The sequence below is a fragment of the Spirillospora sp. NPDC048819 genome (assembly GCF_040650055.1).
GTDB lineage: Bacteria > Actinomycetota > Actinomycetes > Streptosporangiales > Streptosporangiaceae > Spirillospora.
This window is the reverse complement of sequence record NZ_JBEZGN010000042.1, coordinates 1-19,822: the sequence shown is the minus strand read 5'-3', so window position 1 is coordinate 19,822 and position 19,822 is coordinate 1. Positions and strand designations below refer to the sequence as shown.

Sequence of the window (19,822 nt, the reverse complement as noted above, 5' to 3'; positions counted from 1 at the left end):
GCGTCCTCTTCCCGTCATCGTGCCGGGCGGCCGCCGGGGGCGGGTGCCGTTCCTTTGCGATCTCGTGCGGTGACCTGGGGTTTCCGGGCGATCGGCGACGGGGCATAAGGGGTCGGTAACGCAGCCCAGGTTGTTTGCCGCGCCCGAGAAAGGGGACTTATGCTGCCCGCACTGCCCGTCGAGGCGATCAGCGCGAGGGGGGCCGACATGGCCGGCGCGAGGAGGGGCACCCAGTCCGATGCGACGCTGCCCGATGAGAAGCCGCCCCCGGAGAAGCCGACCGCCGGGAAGAAGAGCCGGGGCGCGAGGCGGTCCCCGGCCGAACCGCCCGCCAAGGGCCGGGCCGCGAAACCGGGCGGGCCGTCGTCCGGACGCGTCCCCGCGAAGGCGGAGAAGGCGGGCGGGAACGGCGGCGCGGCGGTGAAGGCGGCGGAGCTGCCGGTCCGCGAGGGGGAGCACGAGTGGACGTCCGGTGAGCTCGCCGAGGTGCGGGCCGCCCTGCAGGAGCAGATCGAGGCGCTGCGCAGCGAGATCGCCGCGTCGGCGAGCCAGATCGCCGAGGGCGACAGCAGCGACGGCGCCGGCGACGACCAGGCCGACGCGGGCGCGAAGACCTACGAGCGCGAGCACGAACTCGCACTGTCCTACAATTCACAGGACCTGCTCGCCCAGATCGAGCGGGCCGTCCAGCGGATGGACGCCGGCACGTACGGAATCTGCGAGTCCTGCACCACGCCGATCGGCAAGGCGCGGCTCCAGGTCTTCCCGCGTGCGACCCTGTGTGTGACATGCAAACAACGCGAGGAACGTCGCTGAGCGACTCAACGAACCCAGAGGGCGGGGCCGGGGAATCCACGGGATCTCCTCGGCCGCGCCGCGTCGGCGTGCTGATCGCCGTGGCGCTGGCCGCGCTCGCCGCCGACATCGTGTCCAAGATCATCGTGGTGGCGACGCTGCAGGACAGCGAGCCGATCCGGCTGCTCGGCGGGCTGCTGACCCTGCGCGAGACCCGCAACAGCGGCGCCGCGTTCTCCATCGGCACCGGCTACACGATCGTCTTCACCCTGATCGCCATCGGCGTGGTGGTGGCGATCCTGCGCACGGCCCGGAACCTGCGGAGCCTGCCCTGGGCGATCTGCCTGGGCCTGCTGCTCGGCGGCGCCGTCGGCAACCTCATCGACCGGCTGCTGCGGGCCCCGGCGCCGTTGAAGGGCCATGTCGTCGACTGGATCCAGGTACCGAACTTCCCGGTGTTCAACCTGGCCGACTCGTCGATCGTCTGCGGCGGCGTCCTGGCCGTCCTGCTGGCGGCGCGCGGGCTCCAGATCGACGGGACGCGCCTCCCCGGCAAGGACGAGCAGGACGCCGGGGAACCCGAAGGCCCCGAGCCGCGGCCCGGCGAGTCCGAGCCCGGCGGCGAGGCCGGGCCCGACCCCGCCGGCGAGCACGAGCCCGCCAACCACGAGCCCGCCAACCACGGGCCCGCCAACCACGAGCCCGCCAACCACGGGCCCGGGCACGAGCCCGAGCAGCCCGGAACAGGCGAGGCCCCGGCCACCGCGCCGGAGGAGAAGGCCTGATGGGCGAAATGCGCAGCCTCCACGTCCCGGACGGGCTGGAGGGGGAGCGGGTCGACGCCGCGCTGGCGCGGCTGTTCGGGCTGTCGCGGGGCAGCGCCGCCGACATGATCGCCGCCGGGGACGTCCTGCTGGACGGCGCCGAGGTGGCCACCAAGTCGGAGCGGCTGCACGCGGGCGCCTGGCTGGAGGTCACGCTCCCGCCGCCGCCCGTGCCCCCGGCGCCCGTCGCCGAGCCCGTCCCGGGGATGGCCGTCCTGTACGAGGACGACGACATCGTCGTGGTGAACAAGCCGATCGGCGTCGCCGCGCACCCGACCACCGGCTGGACGGGCCCGACCGTCCTCGGCGGGCTGCTCGGGGCCGGGCACACGATCGCCACCAGCGGCGCGTCCGAGCGGCAGGGCATCGTGCACCGGCTGGACGCCAACACCACCGGCGCGATGGCCGTGGCCAAGAGCGAGGTCGCGTACTCGCGCCTGAAGCGCGCGTTCAAGGAACGCCGCGTCGACAAGCGCTACCAGGCCCTCGTGCAGGGCCACCCGGACCCGTTCCGCGGGACGGTCGACGCGCCCATCGACCGGCATCCGTCGGGCGACGGCCGGTTCGCGGTCGTGGCGGGCGGGAAGCCCTCGGTGACGCACTACGACACCGTCGAGGCGTTCCGGGCGGCCACGCTGCTCGACATCGACCTGGAGACGGGCCGCACCCACCAGATCCGGGTGCACATGGCCGCGATCCGGCATCCCTGCGTGGGCGACCTCGCGTACGGCGCCGACCCGACCCTCGCGGCGCGTCTCGGCCTGAAACGGCAGTGGCTGCACGCCGCCCGGCTGGGCTTCGAGCACCCCACGACGGGTGAGCGGGTGGAGTTCGAGAGCCCGTACCCGGACGACCTGGCCCGCGCCCTGGAGATCGTCGAAGCGGAGTCCTGAGCGGTCAGAGGCCGAGCAGGCGCAACCCGGCGGCGACACCGGCGGCCACGATCAGGACCACCAGGAACGGGAGCCGCAGCAGGAGCGCCGCGACGGCCGCGCCGAGGCCCGCCATGCGGGCGGCGTCGAACTCCAGGGCCCTGCCGTCGGCGAGCGCCTGCACGGCGATCAGCGCGGTCAGCAGCGCCACCGGGACGAGTTCGGTGAACCGCCGCACCCGGGGATCGTCCAGGACGCGCTGCGGGGTGACGAGCCCGCCGAGTTTGAGCGCGTAGCAGCCGAGCCCGGTGGCGATCACCGCGATCCACACGTTCACGACGCGGTCTCCTTCCGCCTGATCAGGGCGGGCAGCGCGGCGACGGCGGCCAGCATGACCGGCACGCCGGGCGGCAGCAGCGGCGTCGTGGCGAGCGCGATCGCCGCGGCGGCCACCGCGACCCGCACCTCCCTCCGTCCCGCGGAGAGCCTGGGCCACAGCAGGGCCAGGAAGGCCGCGGGTCCGAGCACGTCCAGGCCGACGACCTCGGGGTCGCCCAGCCGTGCCGCTCCGGCCGCGCCCAGCAGCGTGGTGGTGTTCCAGGCCAGGTAGAGGCTGATCGCCGTGGTGTAGAACCCGGCGCGGGCCGCCCCCCGGCCGCGCTGCGCGGTCGCGACGGCGGTGGTCTCGTCGATGACGACGTGCGCGGTGAGCAGGCGGCGCCAGCCCCGGACGGCCAGCATGTCCGCGAGCCGCATCCCGTACAGGGCGTTGCGGCCGCCGAGCAGGACCGCGCCGACCGACCCGGCGACCAGCCCGCCGCCCCCGCCGATCACGCCGGCCAGCGCGAACTGGGACGCCCCGGTGAACGCGAGCAGGCTCAGCACGCACGCCTGCGCGACGGTGAGTCCCGCCGTGATCGCCGCCGCCCCGAACGCGAGCCCGGACACGCCGACGGCGATCCCCACGCCCAGCCCGTCCCGGACGGCGGCCTTCCGGGCGGCGTCGTCCGGTGCGGCGGCCTCCCCGGCGCATGCCCCTGCCTCGGTAACGCTCATGCGGCCGACGTTAGAGCCCCGCCCGCTGCGCGTTCTTGAACGTTCTTGCGCCTGAGTCATGACGGTCGCCGGGGTTCGGCGGCGTCGAGCCCGGCCTCGATGACCGCGTTCATGATGCGGGCGAGGCGGTCCGGGCCGAGGGACGGGGCGCGCGCCGCCATCGCCTCGACGATCCGCCGCTCACGGCCGGGGTCGCGTCCGGCGAAGCCGCCGACCGGCTTGAGGCGCTGGACCGCGGCGGCGACCGCGGCGCGGTGTTCCAGCAGCGTGGCGAGGGCGGCGTCGAGGTCGTCGATCGCGGCTCTGGCGTCGCCGAGCGTGGTGATGGCCGCCGCGGACGGCAGCGGGACGCGCAGTTCCGGGACGCGCAGTTCCGGGACGCGCAGTTCCGGGACGCGCAGTTCCGGGACGCGCAGTTCCGGGACGCCCGGCGCGTCCGGGCCGCCGGACGTGCCGCAGGCGGGGCATGCCGCATCGTGCCCGGCGGGGTCGATGACCTGGTCGTGCATTCGGTCTCCCTCTCGTGCGGCGGCCGTCCGCGCAGAGGGGAGTCCGTGCCCGGGGCCGCTTCCGATCAACAGAAAAGGCAGAGCCCTGGACGGGCTCCGCCTTTGGCCGGCTCCGGGGTCGTCGCTCAGGTCTCGGCGACCGGCTCACCCGGAGCCGGCTGCGTAAACCTGGAAGGACGACGTTCCACGGATCCGATGGTATGCGGCGACGGCGCCCGCACGTCAAACTCCGGACAGATCGTCTCGCCCGTTGAGACGAATACCATGTCCGACATGGGGGCAGAGATCGCACACCACTACCGGCATCCGGCGCTGCCCGAGGTCGACCTGCTGCGGGCCCGTTTCGTGACGCACCGGTTCACCCGGCACACCCACGACGGCTACGTGTTCGGCGTGATCGACGCGGGCGTGGAGGAGTTCGAGCACGGAAGCGGCGGCGTCGAGCGCGCCGGGGCCGGTTCGATCGTGGTCGTCAATCCCGGCGTCGTCCACGGCGGGCACGCGGGCGCGCCGGAGGGCTGGGCGTACCGCGTGATGTACCCCCCGGTCGATGTCGTGACCGGGGTGGCGGCCGATCTGGGCGCGCGGCCCGGCACGCCCGCGTTCGCCGGGCCCGTCCTGAGCGACCCGGCCGCCGCCGGCCTGCTGCGCGCCGTCCACCGGGCGGGGGAGAAGGGGGACGCGCTGGCGGCGTCCACCCTGCTGCGGACGGCCCTGGCCGACCTGCTGACCCGGCACGCGCGGATCCGGCCGGACGACGTGTCCGCCGGCATGCCGGCCGCCGTCCGCGAGGCCCGCGACATCCTGCACGCGAACCTCGTGGGCCCGCCGTCGCTGGAGCGGCTGGCCGAGGCCGTCGGGGCCCGCCCGTTCGCGCTGCTGCGCGCCTTCCGCGACACCGTCGGCCTGCCGCCGCACGCCTACCTCAACCAGGTGCGGGTGCGGCGGGCGCGGGCCCTGCTGGACGAGGGGCTGCCTCCGGCCGACGTCGCGGCAGGCACGGGATTCGCCGACCAGGCCCATCTGACCCGCCATTTCAAGCGCACTTTCGGTGTCCCTCCGGGCGCCTACCGTAGTGCCCGCGGGATTGGGCGCGTCGGCGCGCGGGGGCCCCGCGTAGCGGGTTAGGCTCTCAGCACCGCGTCGTCCCGGCGCCCCCGCCGGGTCGGCGATCTTCCCCCGGACCGATGACGCGACACGTGCCGGCAAGGCGCGTGCGCGGTCGCATGCGACGAGCAGGAGGCGCAGCAGGCATGCCGGACTCTTTCGTTCACCTGCATGTTCATACCGAGTACTCCATGCTCGACGGAGCCGCTCGCCTGAAGCAGATGTTCGAAGAGGTGGACCGGCAGAAGATGCCGGCGATCGCCATGACCGACCACGGCAACATGCACGGCGCCTACGACTTCCACAAGCAGGCGACGGCCGTGGGCGTCACCCCCATCATCGGCATCGAGGCCTACATGGCCCCGGAGTCCAGGTTCCACAAGAAGAAGGTCCAGTGGGGGGAGCCGAGCCAGAAACGCGATGACGTCTCCGGCGGCGGCCTGATCAACCACATGACCCTCTGGGCGCGGAACAGGACGGGCCTGCACAACCTGTTCAAGCTGTCCAGCCGCGCCTACACCGAGGGCTTCGTCTTCAAGTACGCCCGCATGGACGAGGAGCTGCTCGCCGAGCACGCGGACGGCCTGATGGCGACCACGGGCTGCCCGTCCGGCAAGGTCCAGACCCGGCTGCGGCTCGGCCAGTTCGACGAGGCGCTCAAGGCCGCGGCGACGTTCCAGGACATCCTCGGCAAGGACAACTACTTCCTGGAGCTGATGGACCACGGCCTCGACATCGAGAAGCAGGTCCGGCAGGGCCTGATCGACATCGGCAAGAAGCTGGACATCCCGCCGGTGGTCACCAACGACTCGCACTACACGCACGAGTCGGAGGCCACCGCGCACGACGCGCTGCTGTGCGTCCAGGTCGGCAAGCAGCTCGCCGATCCGGACCGGTTCCGCTTCAACGGCAGCGGCTACTACATCAAGACGGCCGACGAGATGCGCGCCATCGACGCGTCCGACATCTGGGCCGAGGGCTGCCGGAACACCCTCATGATCGCCGAGCGGGTCGACCCGGCGGGCATGTTCGAGTACCAGGACCTCAGCCCCCGCTTCCCCGTCCCCGAGGGCGAGACGGAGGAGAGCTGGTTCCGCAAGGAGGTCTGGAAGGGCCTGGAGCGCCGCTTCCCCGACGGCCTGCCGGACGGGTACAGGGAGCAGGCCGAGTACGAGATGGGCGTCATCCTCGGCAAGGGCTACCCGTCGTACTTCCTCGTCGTCGCCGACTTCATCAACTGGGCCAAGGAGAACGGCATCCTGGTCGGCCCGGGGCGGGGCAGCGCCGCCGGCTCGCTGATCGCGTACGCGATGGGCATCACCGACCTCGACCCGATCCCGCACGGGCTGATCTTCGAGCGGTTCCTGAACCCCGAGCGCGCGTCCATGCCCGACATCGACATCGACTTCCCTGAAGACCGGCGGGCCGAGGTCATCAAGTACACGACGGAGAAGTGGGGCGCCGACAAGGTCTCGTTCATCGCCACGTTCGGCACCATCAAGGCGAAGGCCGCCATCAAGGACGCGGGCCGCGTCCTCGGCTTCCCGTACGCGCTCGGCGACCGGATCTCCAAGGCGTTCCCGCCCGCCGTGATGGGCAAGGACATCCCGCTGTCGGGCATCTTCGACGACAAGCACCCCCGCTACGGCGAGGCGGGCGAGCTGCGCAAGCTGTACGAGGAAGAGACCGACGTCAAGCAGATCATGGACCTGGCGCAGGGGCTGGAGGGGCTGATCCGCCAGACCGGCGTCCACGCGGCCGGCGTCATCATGTCCGGTGAGTCGATCACCGACCACATCCCGATCATGCGACGGGACGCCGACGGCGCCATCATCACGCAGTTCGACTATCCGACCTGCGAGACGCTCGGCCTGCTGAAGATGGACTTCCTGGGCCTGCGGAACCTGACGATCATCGATGACGCGCTCAAGGGGATCAAGAAGAACAAGGGCATCGACGTCGACCTGCTCGACCTCCCGCTGGACGACCAGCCGACCTACGACCTGCTCGCCCGCGGCGACACCCTCGGCGTGTTCCAGTTCGACGGCGGCCCGATGCGGTCGCTGCTGCGGCTGATGAAGCCGGACAACTTCGAGGACATCTCCGCCGTCGGCGCCCTGTACCGGCCGGGCCCGATGGGCGCGAACTCCCACACCAACTACGCGCTGCGCAAGAACGGCCAGCAGGAGATCACGCCGATCCACCCGGAGCTGGAGGAGCCGCTCAGGGAGATCCTCGACACGACCTACGGCCTGATCGTCTATCAGGAGCAGGTCATGGCGATCGCGCAGAAGGTGGCGGGCTACACGCTCGGCAAAGCGGACCTGCTCCGCCGCGTCATGGGCAAGAAGAAGAAGGCGGAGCTGGACGCCCAGTTCGTCGGCTTCGAGCAGGGCATGGTCGACAACGGCTTCTCCAAGCAGGCCGTCAAGACCCTGTGGGACATCCTCGTCCCCTTCTCCGACTACGCGTTCAACAAGGCGCACTCCGCCGCGTACGGGCTCGTCTCCTACTGGACGGCCTACCTCAAGGCGAACTATCCGGCCGAGTACATGGCGGGCCTGCTCACGTCCGTCGGCGACGACAAGGACAAGAGCGCCCTCTACCTGAGCGAGTGCCGCCGGATGGGCCTGAAGGTCCTGCCGCCCGACGTCAACACCTCCGAGGCCGACTTCACCCCGCTCGGCGACACCGAGATCCGCTTCGGGCTGTCGGCCGTCCGCAACGTCGGCCACAACGTGGTGGACGGGATCGTCGCGGCGCGCAAGGAGAAGGGCGCCTACACCGACTTCAACGACTTCCTCAACAAGGTCCCGCCGATCGTCTGCAACAAGCGGGTCGTGGAGTCGCTGATCAAGGCGGGCGCGTTCGACGAGCTGGGCCACCAGCGCAAGGCGCTGCTGATGGTGCACGAGCAGGCCATCGACTCCGTCATCGACATCAAGCGCAAGGAGGCCGTCGGCCAGGACTCCCTCTTCGGGGCGCTGGAGGACGACGGCACCGACGACGCGTTCGCCGTCACGATCCCCGAGGGCGAGGAGTGGGACAAGACGACCCTCCTGGCGTTCGAGCGGGAGATGCTCGGCCTGTACGTGTCCGACCACCCGCTCCTCGGCGTCGAGCACATCCTGGAGCGCGAGGCCGACTGCACCATCGCGGTCCTGAACGGGGGCGAGCGCCCCGACGGCCAGATCGTGGTCGTGGCCGGCCTCCTGTCCGGCCTGCAGCGCAAGGTCACCAAGCAGGGCAACTCGTGGGCGATGTTCCAGCTGGAGGACCTCGGCGGCTCCATCGAGGTGCTGTGCTTCCCGTCGTCCTACCAGCTGTGCTCCACGCTGCTGGCCGAGGACGCGATCCTGATCGTCAAGGGGAAGCTGGACCGCCGCGAGGACGTCGCGAAGATCATCGCGATGGAGGTGACCCAGCCGGACCTGTCGGTCACCGACGCGACCGGCCCGCTCTCGGTCACGATGCCGCTCGGCCGCTGCACGCCGCCGACGGTGTCGCGGCTGAAGGAGGTCCTGATCACCCATCCCGGCAGCGCGGAGGTGCACCTGCACCTGCAGAACGGGCCGCGGACCACGGTCGTCCGGTTGGACGACAGGCTGCGGGTGGCGCCGTCCCCGGCGCTGATGGGCGACCTGAAGCAGCTCCTCGGCCCGTCCTGCCTGAGCTGATCCGCGGTCAGGCGCCCAGGAGGGCGCGGGTCGCGGGGACCACCTCCCGGGTCCAGCGGAGGAGCTGGGTCTCGTCCGCGGTCTCGGGCCAGTAGACGAACGTGTCGAACCCGGTGTCGGTGGCGAGACCGGCGAGGACCCGGGCCCACCCTGCCGCGTCGGTGCGGACGGGTTCCTCGCCCTGGAGCCGGACGGTGCCGGGGGCGGCCGTGATGTCGCCGACGAGCTGCGCGATGCGGGTGATGGCGGACGGGTCGCGGCCCGCGTCCTCGGCGGCGCGGGTGATGACGTCCTGGGACTCGCGCCACTTCTCGTACGGGAGGTAGTGCGGGATCGGCGCGGCCCACCCGTCGCCGAGGCGCCCGGTGAGCGCGTGCGCCCTGGGGCCGACGCTGCCGATCCAGATGCCGACCGGGTGCGCCGGGGCGGGGCCCGCGTGGACGCCCTTCACCGTGTAGTGCTCGCCGGTGACCTTGACCGTCTCGCCGGGCCGCCACATGGCCCGGATGATCTCGATGGCCTCCTCCAGCGCCCGGAGCGCCTGCCCGGCGGTGCGGTGCGGGCCGCCCATCGCGGTGATCGCGGGCCAGAACGCGCCGGCGCCGAGCGCGAGCTCGAACCGGCCGCCGCTCAGGAGGTCGAGCGTGGCGGCCTGCTTGGCGAGGACGGCGGGCCCCCGCAGCGGCAGGCTCGCCACGTCCGGGAACACCCGCAGCCGCTCGGTCTCGGCGAGGACGGCCGCCATTAGCGCGACCGTGTCGGCGAGGTCGGCGGCGTAGGGGTGGTCCTGGACGCCGAGCAGGTCGAGACCGTCGGCGTCGGCGAGCCGGGCGAGGGCGCGGACATCGCCGAGACCGGCGGCGGAAGGGTTGAGCTGGATGCCGAATCGGTAGGTCATGGGGCCGACGCTACCGAGACCGGATCAGGGCCGAATCAGTAACGCCACTGGGCCCGGCACGGTGTCAGGTGCCCAGGGTGACGGGGCTCAGTTCGGCCTCCCACTTGACGAAGCGGCCGAGGCCGTCGAACCGGGCGCGGGCGGTGCCGCCGCCGGGGAGGAGCGCCTCGGTCAGGACGTCGCTCTGCCGGAACGGGACGCGGTGGTGGGACAGGAACCCGGCGAGCGTCAGCCGCGGCTCGTGCGGGAACAGGCCCGCCGCGTTGGTCAGCAGCCGGGGGAGCGGGATCGGGTCCCACGGCGCGGACGGCGCCTGCGGGTCGTCGACGTGCAGGTAGGCCGAGCCGCCGTCGTAGCCGGCGCCGATGTACCCGGCGCCGCCGAGGACGCCGCCGGCGGCCATCGCGATCAGCTCGCCGCCGTGCCCGGCGGGCCCCTCGTACCAGGACAGGTCGACCTCGGGGGTGGTGAACTCGGGGATGCCGAGCCGCTCGCCGATCGTCCGGATGACCAGCGTCGGGACGACGGCGGGGTGCGCGTCGCCGAACTGGGGGTTCGCCCATCCCCACAGCCAGGTGCGCTCGCGGGCGGCGTAGCTGCCGAGCAGCGAGACCCGGACGGTGACCCCGCCGCTGGCATAGGTGCGGGCGGTCAGGTCGGCGCTCCAGTCCTCGCGCGGCAGGAACTCGGCGAGCGTCTCCTGCTGCTGCAGGACGACGGCCGCCAGCGCGGCGCCGAGGCGTTCGAACGCGGGACTGAATCCGGACATGTCGGGCACATTATCCCAGTAGTCGAGGCGATCGGGGGCTGGAATCGGGCAGGCTAGGCTTTCGCTGTCAGAGGACTCACATCTAGGAGCGTACGAGGTGCGGGGACCCACCGGGAGGCTCTTGGCGACGAGGCCGTGGACGACGGGGGCGGTGACCGCCGCGGTCGTGGCGCTCCTCGGGCCGCCGGCGGGGCTGTTGTGGGCCGGCACGGTCCCCGAGGTGACATATGTGATCGTCCAGGGTGAGCCGCTGCTCGCCGATCCGGAAGGGCAGGGTCCGATCGGCGTCGACGCGGGCTTCGCCGTCATCGTCCTCGTGGCCGGTCTGCTGTGCGGCGCCGCCGCCTATCTGGCGGGCGGCCGCCGCAACGACGTCCCGCTGCTGCTCGGGCTGGCCGTGGGCGGCTCCGCCGCGGCCGTCCTCGCCTGGCAGACCGGCCATCTGATCGGCCTGGCGGAGTTCCAGGACGCGGTCCGCGCCGCGCGCGACGGCACCACCGTGACCGGGGTCGCCGACCTGCGGGCGAAGGGCGTCCTGGTGTTCTGGGCGCTGCCCGCGGTCGTCCTCTACGGGATGCTGGAGGTGATCGTCCGGCGGCTACCCGCGGGCGATCGCGGCGAGCGAGGCGCGGGTGAGGCGGACGAGGTCGGCGGGCGCGAGTTCGATCTGCAGTCCGCGCCGGCCGGCCGAGACATAGACGGACGGGAGCGCTGACACCGACGCGTCGATGACGGTCGGCAGCGTCCGGCGCTGCCCGAGCGGGCTGATCCCGCCGACGACGTAGCCGGTGGCGCGTTCGGCGTCGCGCGGGTCGGCCATCCGGGCCCTCTTGCCGCCGGCCGCGGCCGCGAGGGCCTTCAGGTCGAGGGTCGCCGACACCGGGACGACGCCGACGGCCAGCCGCCCGTCGACGTCCGCGAGCAGCGTCTTGAAGATCTGCCCGTGCGGGATGCCGAGGGCGTCGGCGGCGGCCTCCCCGTAGGACTCGGCGTCCGGGTCCGGCTCGTAGGCGTGCAGCGTGAACTCGATCTTCGCCTTGGCGGCGGCGACGGTCGCCGGCGTCCCCTGGCCGCCCCTGCCGCCCTTGGTCTTCGCTGTGCTCATGGACGCAGTCTGCCGCGATCGTCTCAGTTGGGGTGGAAGGACCCGTCGAGGAACTGCCCGGCGGGGATCATCGGGAGCACGTCCAGGATGCGGTTCTCCCTGGCCAGCAGGTCGCGTTCGGCCTCCAGGCGCAGCGCGGCGTCCTCGCACTCCAGCAGCCGCTGCTTGTCGTGGCCGTCCAGGACGAGCGACGCCGCGATCACGTAGGACATGGCCACCGGGTCGTCGGGCGGCTCGGTCTCGTCGAACGGCCCGGCGCCGGCGGCGCCCAGCCGGTGCCGGTACAGCCGGTACAGCCGCCGGACGCGCTGGGCGACCGGCGCCGGGTCGGCCCCGGGCTCCTCGGGGAGGTACTCCACCTCGCCCTGCAGGTAGGGCCGGGAGCGGTCGAGCTCCTTCAGCCGGAACCGCCGGGCGCCGACCGTCACGATGTCGTAGCGCCCGTCCGGGTGCCGGGTCGCCTCGCGCAGTTCGGCGACGCAGCCGACCTCGGCGAGCCGGTGCGCCGCGCTCTCGCCGACCTCGTGGCCGAGTTCGATGCCGACCACGCCGAAGCCGCGGGGCTCGGGCAGCTCCAGGAGGTCGCCGATCAGCCGCCGGTAGCGGTCCTCGAACAGGTGCAGGGGGAGGACCAGCCCGGGGAACAGCACGGTGCCCAGGGGGAACAGGGCGAGCCTCTCGGTCACACTCTTTCTCCCACGCTCCTGGGCGCCGCCGGGGGAACGCCCTCAACGCCAGCGTACGTGGTACTTGATGATCTTGGTAAGGTCCGGTTTTTCACAGTGTGAAGCGGGTGTCATCGTGCCGGTTCCCGGCTTCGGGCAGGTGTGCCCGCGCGGCCGGGCCAATTCCTCCGATCGGCCCTGCCGCCCCGCCCGGGACCGGCGGTAGCGTCGGACGTCATGAGGATGCTCGTCGTCGACGCGTTCACCGACCGCCCGTTCGCCGGCAACCCGGCTGCGGTGTGCCTGCTCCAGGACGCCGCCGATCCCGTGTGGATGCAGCGGGTCGCCGAGGAGATGAAGCACTCCGAGACCGCGTTCGTCCGTCCCGTCGAGGACCCCGAGGCGGACTTCGAGCTGCGCTGGTTCACGCCGATGGTGGAGGTCCCGCTGTGCGGGCACGCCACCCTGGGCGCCGCGCACGCCCTCTACTCCACCGGGATCGTCGCGCCGGGCGGGCCGATCCGCTTCCGGACGCTCAAGAGCGGTGTCCTGACGGTCACCGGGGACGGGCGCGGAACCCTGTCGATGGACTTCCCGGCCTGCCCGCCCGAGCCCGTCGACGTTCCCGAGGGGCTCGCCGAGGCGCTCGGCGTCGAGGTGGGCGCCGCCGGGCGGAACTCGCAGCACGACCTGCTCGCCGAGGTCGCCGACGAGGCGGCCGTCCGCGACCTCGCCCCCGACGTCTCCGCGGTCGCCCGGATCGACGCCCGCGGCGTGATCGTCACGGCGGCGGCCGCCCGGGGGAGCGATCACGACTTCGTGTCCCGGTTCCTGGCGCCGCGCGTCCTGCCCGGCGACGGCGAGGACCCCGTCACCGGCGCGGCGCACTGCGCCCTCGCCCCCTACTGGGCCCGGCGCCTCGGCCGCGACGCCATGACCGGCTTCCAGGCGTCGGCGCGCGGCGGGTACGTCGGTGTCGCCGTGCGCGGCGACCGCGTCGTGCTGTCCGGCTCCGCCGTCACCGTCCTGGACGGCGAACTGCGGGCATGACCGACGTGGACGACGCGCCCGTCTCGGCACGTGAGACGGTGCGCGAGGGGTGTAGGGCACTCCGTAGACTGGACGCGTGATTTCCCGTATCGACCTGCGCGGTTCGCTGCCCGCCGATCTGCGCTCCGTGCTGCCCCGGGCCGAACTCGACGTCGCGGCCGCCCTGGACAAGGTGCGGCCCATCTGTGAGGACGTCCGCCATCGGGGCTCGGAGGCGGTCCGGGAGCACACGAAGAAGTTCGACGGGGTCGATCTGGAGAGCGCCCGGGTCCCGGTCGAGGCCGTCCACCGTGCCCTCGCCGAACTCGACCCGGCCGTCCGGGACGCGCTGGAGGAGAGCATCCGCCGCGCCCGCGTCGTCCACCGCGCCCAGCGCCGCACCGACGTCACCACGCAGGTGGTCCCGGGCGGCACCGTCACCGAACGCTGGATCCCGGTCGAGCGCGTCGGGCTGTACGTGCCGGGCGGGCGCGCCGTGTACCCGTCCAGCGTGGTCATGAACGTCGTTCCCGCCCAGGAGGCCGGGGTCGGCTCCCTCGCCGTCACCTCGCCCGCGCAGCGCGACTTCGGCGGGCTGCCGCACCCGGCGATCCTGGCCGCGTGCGCGCTGCTCGGCGTGGACGAGGTGTACGCCGCCGGCGGCGCGCAGGCCATCGCGATGTTCGCCTACGGCACCGGCGACTGCCCCCGCGCCGATCTCGTCACCGGGCCCGGCAACGTCTACGTCGCCGCCGCCAAACGGCTGCTCAAGGGCGTGATCGGCATCGACGCCGAGGCGGGCCCGACCGAGATCGCGATCCTCGCCGACGCCACCGCCGACCCGGTGGACGTCGCCGCCGACCTGATCAGCCAGGCCGAGCACGACACGCTCGCCGCGGCCGTGCTGGTCACCGACTCGGCGCGGCTCGCCGACGACGTCGAGACCGAACTGAAGGCGCAGGTCGCCCGTACCAGGCACACCGAGCGGATCACCGAGGCCCTCGCCGGGCGGCAGTCCGGCATCGTGCTGGTGGACGACGTCGAGGACGGCCTGAAGGTCGTGGACGCCTACGCCGCCGAGCACCTGGAGATCCAGACCGCCGACGCCTCCGCCGTGGCCGCCCGCGTCCGCAACGCCGGTGCGATCTTCGTGGGGCGGCACGCCCCCGTGTCGCTCGGCGACTACCTCGCCGGGTCCAACCACGTGCTGCCGACCGGCGGGTGCGCCTGCCACTCGTCCGGGCTGTCGGTCCAGTCGTTCCTGCGCGGCGTCCACGTCGTCGAGTACGACCGCGACGCCCTCGCCGACGCCACCGCCCGCGTGGTCGCGCTCGCCGAGGCCGAGGACCTGCCCGCCCACGGCGCCGCGCTGAAGGCGCGTTTCGGCGGAGCCGAACCAGGCAAGCACAGCGACTGGGAGGTCCCCTCGTGACCTCGCTCGACGACCTGCCGCTGCGGGACGATCTGCGGGGCCGCGAACCCTACGGTGCGCCCCAGTTGGACGTCCCGTACGCGCTGAACACCAACGAGAACCCGTATCCGCCGTCCGAGCAGCTGGTGAAGGCCCTCGGCGACGCCGTCATGGACGTCGCCGGGACGCTGAACCGCTACCCCGACCGCGACGCCGTCGCTCTCCGCGAGGACCTCGCCGCGTTCCTGAACGGCGACACGCCCGGCGCCGGCCTCACCGCGGAACGGGTGTGGGCGGCGAACGGCTCCAACGAGATCCTCCAGCAGGTCCTGCTGGCGTTCGGCGGGACGGGCCGCACCGCGCTCGGCTTCGAGCCGTCCTACTCGATGCACCCGATCATCACGAGGGTGTCGGGGACGCGCTGGATCAACGCCCTCCGCGACGACGACTTCGGGATCGAACCGGCCCGCGCGATCGAGGCCGTCGAGGAGCACCGGCCCGACATCGTGTTCCTCACCTCGCCGAACAACCCGACCGGGACCGCGCTGCCGCTGGAGGCGATCGAGGCCGTCCTGCGGGCGGCGCCCGGCATGGTCGTCGTCGACGAGGCGTACGCCGAGTTCCGCCGCCGGGAGACGCCGTCCGCGCTGACGCTGCTGGACGGCAACCCGCGGCTGATCGTCACCCGGACGATGTCCAAGGCGTTCGCGATGGCCGGGACCCGGCTCGGCTACCTGGCCGCCGACCCCGCCGTCCTCGACGCGCTGCTGCTCGTCCGGCTGCCCTACCACCTGTCGGCCGTCACCCAGGCCGTGGCCCGCACCGCCCTCGCCCACGGCGGGGAACTGCTCGGCGGCGTCGGCGCGCTGCGCCGCGAACGCGACGACCTGGTCGCGTGGCTGCGCGCCGAGGGGCTCCGGGTGGCCGACTCCGACGCCAACTTCGTCCTGTTCGGGACGTTCCCGGACCGCCGCCGCGTCTGGGAGGGCCTCCTCGGCCGCGGCGTGCTGATCCGCGAGGTCGGGCCGCCCGAGTGGCTGCGGGTGACCGTCGGCGCCCCGGACGAGATGGCCGCCTTCCGCACCGCACTTAAGGAGAGTCTGTGACGCGCAAGGGACGAGTCGAGCGCGGGACCAAGGAGACCCAGGTCCTCGTGGAGATCGACCTCGACGGGACCGGGCAGGTCGACGTCGCGACCGGCGTGGGGTTCTTCGACCACATGCTGGCCCAGCTCGGCAAGCACGGGTCGTTCGACCTGACCGTCAAGACCACCGGCGACCTGCACATCGACAGCCACCACACGATCGAGGACACCTCCATCGCGCTCGGCCAGGCGTTCCGGGAGGCGCTCGGCGACAAGGCCGGCATCCGCCGCTTCGCCGACGCGTCGATCCCGCTGGACGAGTCCCTCGCGCAGGTCACCGTGGACGTGTCCGGCCGCCCCTACCTCGTGCACGTCGAGCCGGACGGCATGGCCCCGATGATCGGCCCCGAGTACGACACCACGATGACCCGGCACATCTTCGAGTCGTTCGTGTCGAACGCGCGGGTGGCGCTGCACGTCCACGTCCCGTACGGGCGCAACGCCCACCACATCGTCGAGGCGCAGTTCAAGGCCCTCGCCCGCGCGCTGCGCGACGCCGTGGCGTTCGACCCGAAGGTGCACGGCGTCCCGTCCACCAAGGGGGCCCTGTAGCCGTGGACATCGGTGACCTGCACTTCACCTACGGCACCATGGCGCTCTTCGCGGTCGCGGTGTTCCTGCTGGCGGGCGTCTACAGCTTCGTCAAGCAGGGCATCAAGATCGGCGCGGTGATCCTGCTGGTCCTCGCCGGGCTGGCCGTCGCGGGGGGCGTGTCGTGGCTGTGAAGGACGTCGTCATCCTCGACTACGGGTCGGGGAACCTGCGCTCGGCCGAACGCGCCGTCGCCCGCGCCGGCGCCGGCGTGACCGTCACCGCCGACTGGGACGCCGCGCTCGCCGCCGACGGCCTGGTCGTGCCCGGTGTCGGCGCGTTCGCGGCGTGCATGGCCGGCCTGCGCTCGGTCCGCGGCGAACAGATCATCGGGCGCCGCCTCGCCGGCGGGCGCCCCGTCCTGGGCATCTGCGTCGGCATGCAGATCCTGTTCACCAAGGGCATCGAGCACGGCGTCACCACCGAGGGCTGCGACGAGTGGCCCGGCACGGTCGACCGGCTCGACGCCCCCGTCGTCCCGCACATGGGCTGGAACACCGTGGACGTCCCCGAGGGCTCGGTCCTGTTCCGCGGCCTGCGGGACGCCCGGTTCTACTTCGTCCACTCCTACGCGGCCCGCCGCTGGGACCTGGAGCCCGACCCGACCGGCCTCATCGAGGCGCCGCTGGTCACCTGGGCCGAGCACGGCGACCGTTTCGTCGCCGGCGTCGAGAACGGCCCGCTGTGCGCCACCCAGTTCCACCCGGAGAAGTCCGGCGACGCGGGAGCCGAGCTGCTCCGCAACTGGCTCACCACCCTGTCCTGAGATCCTCTTCCACGACCCGTCGAAAAGGTTTCCGCATGACTTTGACGCTCCTTCCCGCCGTCGACGTCGCCGACGGCCAGGCGGTCCGCCTGGTCCAGGGCGAGGCCGGCACCGAGACCTCCTACGGCGCCCCGCTGGAGGCGGCGCTGGCGTGGCAGCGCGCGGGGGCGGAGTGGATCCATCTGGTCGACCTGGACGCCGCGTTCGGCCGCGGGTCCAACCGGGAGCTGCTCGCCGAGGTGACCGGGAAGCTGGACATCAAGGTGGAGCTGTCCGGCGGCATCCGCGACGACGCGTCGCTGGAGGCGGCCCTCGCCACCGGCTGCGCCCGCGTCAACATCGGCACCGCCGCACTGGAGGACCCCGCCTGGTGCCGGAAGATCATCGCCTCGCACGGCGACAAGATCGCCGTGGGGCTGGACGTGCGCGGCACGACGCTCGCCGCGCGCGGCTGGACGCGGGAGGGCGGCGACCTGTGGGACGTCCTCGCCCGGCTGGAGGACGACGGCTGCCCCCGCTACGTGGTCACCGACGTCACCAAGGACGGCACGCTGCGCGGCCCCAACACCGAGCTGCTCCGCGAGGTCTGCACCCGGACCGACAAGCCGGTCATCGCGTCCGGCGGGGTCTCCTCGCTGGACGACCTGCGGGCGCTGGCGGGCCTGGTCCCAGACGGCGTCGAGGGCGCGATCGTCGGCAAGGCGCTCTACGCGCGGGCGTTCACGCTGGAAGAGGCCCTGGAGGCCGTCAAGTGACCGTGGCCGTGCGCGTGATCCCGTGCCTGGACGTCGACGCCGGGCGGGTGGTCAAGGGCGTCAACTTCCAGAACCTGCGGGACGCCGGCGACCCCGTCGAGCTGGCCCGCCGCTACGACGCCGAGGGCGCCGACGAGCTGACGTTCCTCGACATCACCGCGTCCAGCGCCGACCGCTCCACGACCTACGACGTCGTCCGCCGCACCGCCGAGCAGGTGTTCATCCCCCTCACGGTCGGCGGCGGCGTCCGGACCGTCGAGGACGTCGACCGGCTGCTGCGCGCGGGCGCCGACAAGGTGTCGATCAACACCGCCGCGATCGCGCGCCCGGAGTTCCTGCGGGAGGCCGCGCACCGGTTCGGGTCGCAGTGCGTCGTGCTGTCGGTGGACGCCCGCCGCGCGGTCCTCCCCGACCGGCAGGGCACCGAATCGGGGTTCGAGGTGACCACCCACGGCGGGCGGAAGGGGACCGGCATCGACGCGATCGAGTGGGCCCGCCGCGGCCAGGACCTCGGCGTCGGCGAGATCCTGCTGAACTCCATGGACGCCGACGGCACGAAGGCCGGCTTCGACCTGGAGATGCTGCGCCTGGTCCGGGAGACGGTGACCGTGCCGGTGATCGCCAGCGGCGGCGCCGGGGCCGTCGAGCATTTCGTCCCCGCCGTGGACGCGGGCGCGGACGCCGTCCTGGCCGCCAGCGTCTTCCACTTCGGCGAGCTGAAGATCTCCGAGGTCAAGACCGCGCTGCGCACCGCCGGCCACCCCGTCCGCTGAAGCGGGAGCCCCCATGACCATCGCGCTCGCGACATGCTCCAGGCTGCCCGACGGAAACGACGACGTGCGGGCCCTGACCGCCGCCCTGGCGTCCCTCGGCATCGACGCCGAGCCCGCCATCTGGGACGGCGACGTCGACTGGTCCCGCCACGACCTGGTCGTCATCCGCTCCACCTGGGATTACACCGGCAAGCGCGACGCGTTCGTGGCATGGGCCGAGAGCCTCCCGCACGTCCTGAACCCCGCCGGAATCGTCCGGTGGAACACCGACAAGCGCTACCTCCGCGACCTGTCCGACGCGGGCCTGCCCGTCGTCCCGACCCTGTGGGACCCGGACGACATCCCGTCCGGCTGGCCCGAGTACGTGATCAAGCCTGCCGTCTCGATCGGGTCCCGCGACACGGCCCGCTGGGGCCCGGGGGAGGAGGACGCGGCCCGCGCCCACCTGCGCTCACTGCGCGACGCGGGCCGGACGGTGATGGTCCAGCCGTACCTGTCCGCGGTCGACACCGCCGGCGAGACCGCACTGATCTTCTGCGACGGCGAGTACAGCCACGCCGGCCGCAAGGCGCAGATCCTCACCCCCGGCGCGGGCGTCCAGGGACCGGTCAGGGACGACGCCACCCGCGGCCAGGTCACCGCGTCCACGGCGACCGACGCGGAACTGGACGTGGCGAGACGGGCACTGGCCGCCGTCCCGGGCGGCGAGGACCTCCTCTACGCCCGCGTCGACCTCATCCCAGGCCCCGACGGCTCACCGCTCATCATCGAACTAGAACTGACCGAGCCCAACCTCTACCTCCACCACGCCCCCGGCAGCGCCACCCGCTTCGCCAAGGCCATCGCGGGGTGGTGTTAGCCCAGGGGGTGGTGTTAGCCCAGGGGGGCGACCCCCTGGAACCCCCGTTGCGAGCCGGTCGATCCTCACGACACGGTTTCGCATTGTTGTGACCGTGCGGGTTGGTGTCGTGTCGCTGCGGTCGCCCGGCTCGGCGGTTCGTGCGACCTCCGGCGCTGGGGCGCCTCCGGCCGCACGAACCGTGCTGTGTTAGCCCAGGGGGGCGACCCCCTGGAAC

22 protein-coding genes are annotated in these 19,822 nt (G+C 72.8%); 15 read left to right on the top strand and 7 right to left on the bottom strand.

Translation table 11 applies throughout. The features are described 5' to 3' along the window. Positions 1-420 precede the first annotated feature (420 nt). The 3 genes from AB0C35_RS38525 (at position 421) to AB0C35_RS38515 (ending at position 2,512) form a co-directional block, all read left to right on the top strand. A complete protein-coding gene (locus AB0C35_RS38525; protein ID WP_358467235.1) occupies positions 421-816 on the top strand; it encodes a TraR/DksA family transcriptional regulator in 396 nt (131 codons plus the stop codon). A 68-nt stretch (positions 817-884) separates the two neighbouring features. Then, on the top strand, positions 885-1,580 hold the full coding sequence (gene lspA, locus AB0C35_RS38520) for a signal peptidase II (RefSeq protein WP_358467131.1): 696 nt from the start codon (positions 885-887) through the stop codon (positions 1,578-1,580). Then, on the top strand, positions 1,580-2,512 hold the full coding sequence (locus AB0C35_RS38515) for an RluA family pseudouridine synthase (RefSeq protein WP_358467129.1): 933 nt from the start codon (positions 1,580-1,582) through the stop codon (positions 2,510-2,512). Before lspA ends, AB0C35_RS38515 begins: the two co-directional genes overlap by 1 nt. Before the next feature lie 4 nt (positions 2,513-2,516). On the opposite strand, the gene AB0C35_RS38510 is transcribed toward AB0C35_RS38515, so the two are convergent. Genes AB0C35_RS38510 through AB0C35_RS38500 form a run of 3 tightly spaced genes read right to left on the bottom strand, consistent with a single transcriptional unit; the run spans position 2,517 to position 3,918 of the window. Further along, complete coding sequence (locus AB0C35_RS38510; protein WP_358467127.1) at positions 2,517-2,828, bottom strand: AzlD domain-containing protein; 312 nt, start codon at positions 2,826-2,828, stop codon at positions 2,517-2,519. Further along, complete coding sequence (locus AB0C35_RS38505; RefSeq protein ID WP_358467125.1) at positions 2,825-3,547, bottom strand: AzlC family ABC transporter permease; 723 nt, start codon at positions 3,545-3,547, stop codon at positions 2,825-2,827. The genes AB0C35_RS38510 and AB0C35_RS38505 overlap by 4 nt, the downstream gene beginning before the upstream one ends. Positions 3,548-3,603: 56 nt before the next feature. Then, positions 3,604-3,918, bottom strand: coding sequence for a chorismate mutase (locus AB0C35_RS38500; protein WP_358467233.1), 315 nt, complete (start codon positions 3,916-3,918; stop codon positions 3,604-3,606). A gap of 411 nt (positions 3,919-4,329) precedes the next feature. Here AB0C35_RS38500 and AB0C35_RS38495 point away from each other — a divergent pair, with 411 nt between their 5' ends. Together AB0C35_RS38495 and dnaE are read left to right on the top strand one after the other, a co-directional pair. Further along, positions 4,330-5,184, top strand: coding sequence for an AraC family transcriptional regulator (locus AB0C35_RS38495; protein ID WP_358467231.1), 855 nt, complete (start codon positions 4,330-4,332; stop codon positions 5,182-5,184). Positions 5,185-5,309: 125 nt separating this feature from the next. Next, on the top strand, positions 5,310-8,840 hold the full coding sequence (dnaE, locus tag AB0C35_RS38490) for a DNA polymerase III subunit alpha (protein WP_358467123.1): 3,531 nt from the start codon (positions 5,310-5,312) through the stop codon (positions 8,838-8,840). A gap of 7 nt (positions 8,841-8,847) precedes the next feature. Here the strand turns inward: dnaE and AB0C35_RS38485 are convergent, their stop codons facing one another. Beyond that, positions 8,848-9,738 carry an LLM class flavin-dependent oxidoreductase gene (locus tag AB0C35_RS38485; protein ID WP_358467121.1) on the bottom strand — a complete coding sequence of 297 codons (891 nt, stop codon included), beginning with the start codon at positions 9,736-9,738 and terminating at the stop codon, positions 8,848-8,850. A gap of 64 nt (positions 9,739-9,802) precedes the next feature. After that, complete coding sequence (locus AB0C35_RS38480) at positions 9,803-10,507, bottom strand: DUF6882 domain-containing protein (protein ID WP_358467119.1); 705 nt, start codon at positions 10,505-10,507, stop codon at positions 9,803-9,805. A gap of 97 nt (positions 10,508-10,604) precedes the next feature. On the opposite strand from AB0C35_RS38480, the gene AB0C35_RS38475 reads away from it, so the two are divergent. Continuing rightward, a complete protein-coding gene (locus AB0C35_RS38475; RefSeq protein ID WP_358467117.1) occupies positions 10,605-11,222 on the top strand; it encodes a hypothetical protein in 618 nt (205 codons plus the stop codon). Here AB0C35_RS38475 and ybaK read toward each other — a convergent pair. Both ybaK and AB0C35_RS38465 read right to left on the bottom strand, forming a co-directional pair. Then, positions 11,106-11,612 (bottom strand): Cys-tRNA(Pro) deacylase, encoded by a 507-nt coding sequence (gene ybaK, locus AB0C35_RS38470; protein WP_358467116.1) that lies wholly within the window; start codon positions 11,610-11,612, stop codon positions 11,106-11,108. The two genes, AB0C35_RS38475 and ybaK, sit on opposite strands and share 117 nt — an antisense overlap. A gap of 23 nt (positions 11,613-11,635) precedes the next feature. After that, on the bottom strand, positions 11,636-12,298 hold the full coding sequence (locus AB0C35_RS38465) for an LON peptidase substrate-binding domain-containing protein (protein WP_358467114.1): 663 nt from the start codon (positions 12,296-12,298) through the stop codon (positions 11,636-11,638). Positions 12,299-12,514: 216 nt separating this feature from the next. On the opposite strand from AB0C35_RS38465, the gene AB0C35_RS38460 reads away from it, so the two are divergent. From AB0C35_RS38460 to AB0C35_RS38420, 9 genes are all read left to right on the top strand, one after another. Further along, entirely contained in the window at positions 12,515-13,327 is an 813-nt protein-coding gene (locus AB0C35_RS38460; protein ID WP_358467112.1) for a PhzF family phenazine biosynthesis isomerase, read from the top strand. 76 nt (positions 13,328-13,403) lie between these two features. Further along, positions 13,404-14,738 carry a histidinol dehydrogenase gene (gene hisD / locus AB0C35_RS38455; protein WP_358467110.1) on the top strand — a complete coding sequence of 445 codons (1,335 nt, stop codon included), beginning with the start codon at positions 13,404-13,406 and terminating at the stop codon, positions 14,736-14,738. Next, the gene (locus AB0C35_RS38450; RefSeq protein WP_358467108.1) at positions 14,735-15,823 is read left to right on the top strand and encodes a histidinol-phosphate transaminase; all 1,089 of its coding nucleotides are present in this window, start codon (positions 14,735-14,737) and stop codon (positions 15,821-15,823) included. The genes hisD and AB0C35_RS38450 overlap by 4 nt, the downstream gene beginning before the upstream one ends. Next, positions 15,820-16,413, top strand: a complete 594-nt coding sequence (gene hisB, locus AB0C35_RS38445; RefSeq protein ID WP_358467106.1) for an imidazoleglycerol-phosphate dehydratase HisB — start codon at positions 15,820-15,822, stop codon at positions 16,411-16,413. Before AB0C35_RS38450 ends, hisB begins: the two co-directional genes overlap by 4 nt. A 2-nt stretch (positions 16,414-16,415) precedes the next feature. Continuing rightward, a complete protein-coding gene (locus tag AB0C35_RS38440; protein WP_358467105.1) occupies positions 16,416-16,586 on the top strand; it encodes a hypothetical protein in 171 nt (56 codons plus the stop codon). Further along, complete coding sequence (hisH, locus tag AB0C35_RS38435; RefSeq protein WP_358467229.1) at positions 16,583-17,218, top strand: imidazole glycerol phosphate synthase subunit HisH; 636 nt, start codon at positions 16,583-16,585, stop codon at positions 17,216-17,218. Before AB0C35_RS38440 ends, hisH begins: the two co-directional genes overlap by 4 nt. A gap of 35 nt (positions 17,219-17,253) precedes the next feature. Next, a complete protein-coding gene (gene priA / locus AB0C35_RS38430) occupies positions 17,254-17,973 on the top strand; it encodes a bifunctional 1-(5-phosphoribosyl)-5-((5-phosphoribosylamino)methylideneamino)imidazole-4-carboxamide isomerase/phosphoribosylanthranilate isomerase PriA (protein ID WP_358467103.1) in 720 nt (239 codons plus the stop codon). Next, the gene (gene hisF / locus AB0C35_RS38425; protein ID WP_358467101.1) at positions 17,970-18,746 is read left to right on the top strand and encodes an imidazole glycerol phosphate synthase subunit HisF; all 777 of its coding nucleotides are present in this window, start codon (positions 17,970-17,972) and stop codon (positions 18,744-18,746) included. The genes priA and hisF overlap by 4 nt, the downstream gene beginning before the upstream one ends. Before the next feature lie 13 nt (positions 18,747-18,759). Then, on the top strand, positions 18,760-19,605 hold the full coding sequence (locus tag AB0C35_RS38420) for a hypothetical protein (RefSeq protein ID WP_358467099.1): 846 nt from the start codon (positions 18,760-18,762) through the stop codon (positions 19,603-19,605). The last annotated feature ends 217 nt before the right edge of the window (positions 19,606-19,822 follow it).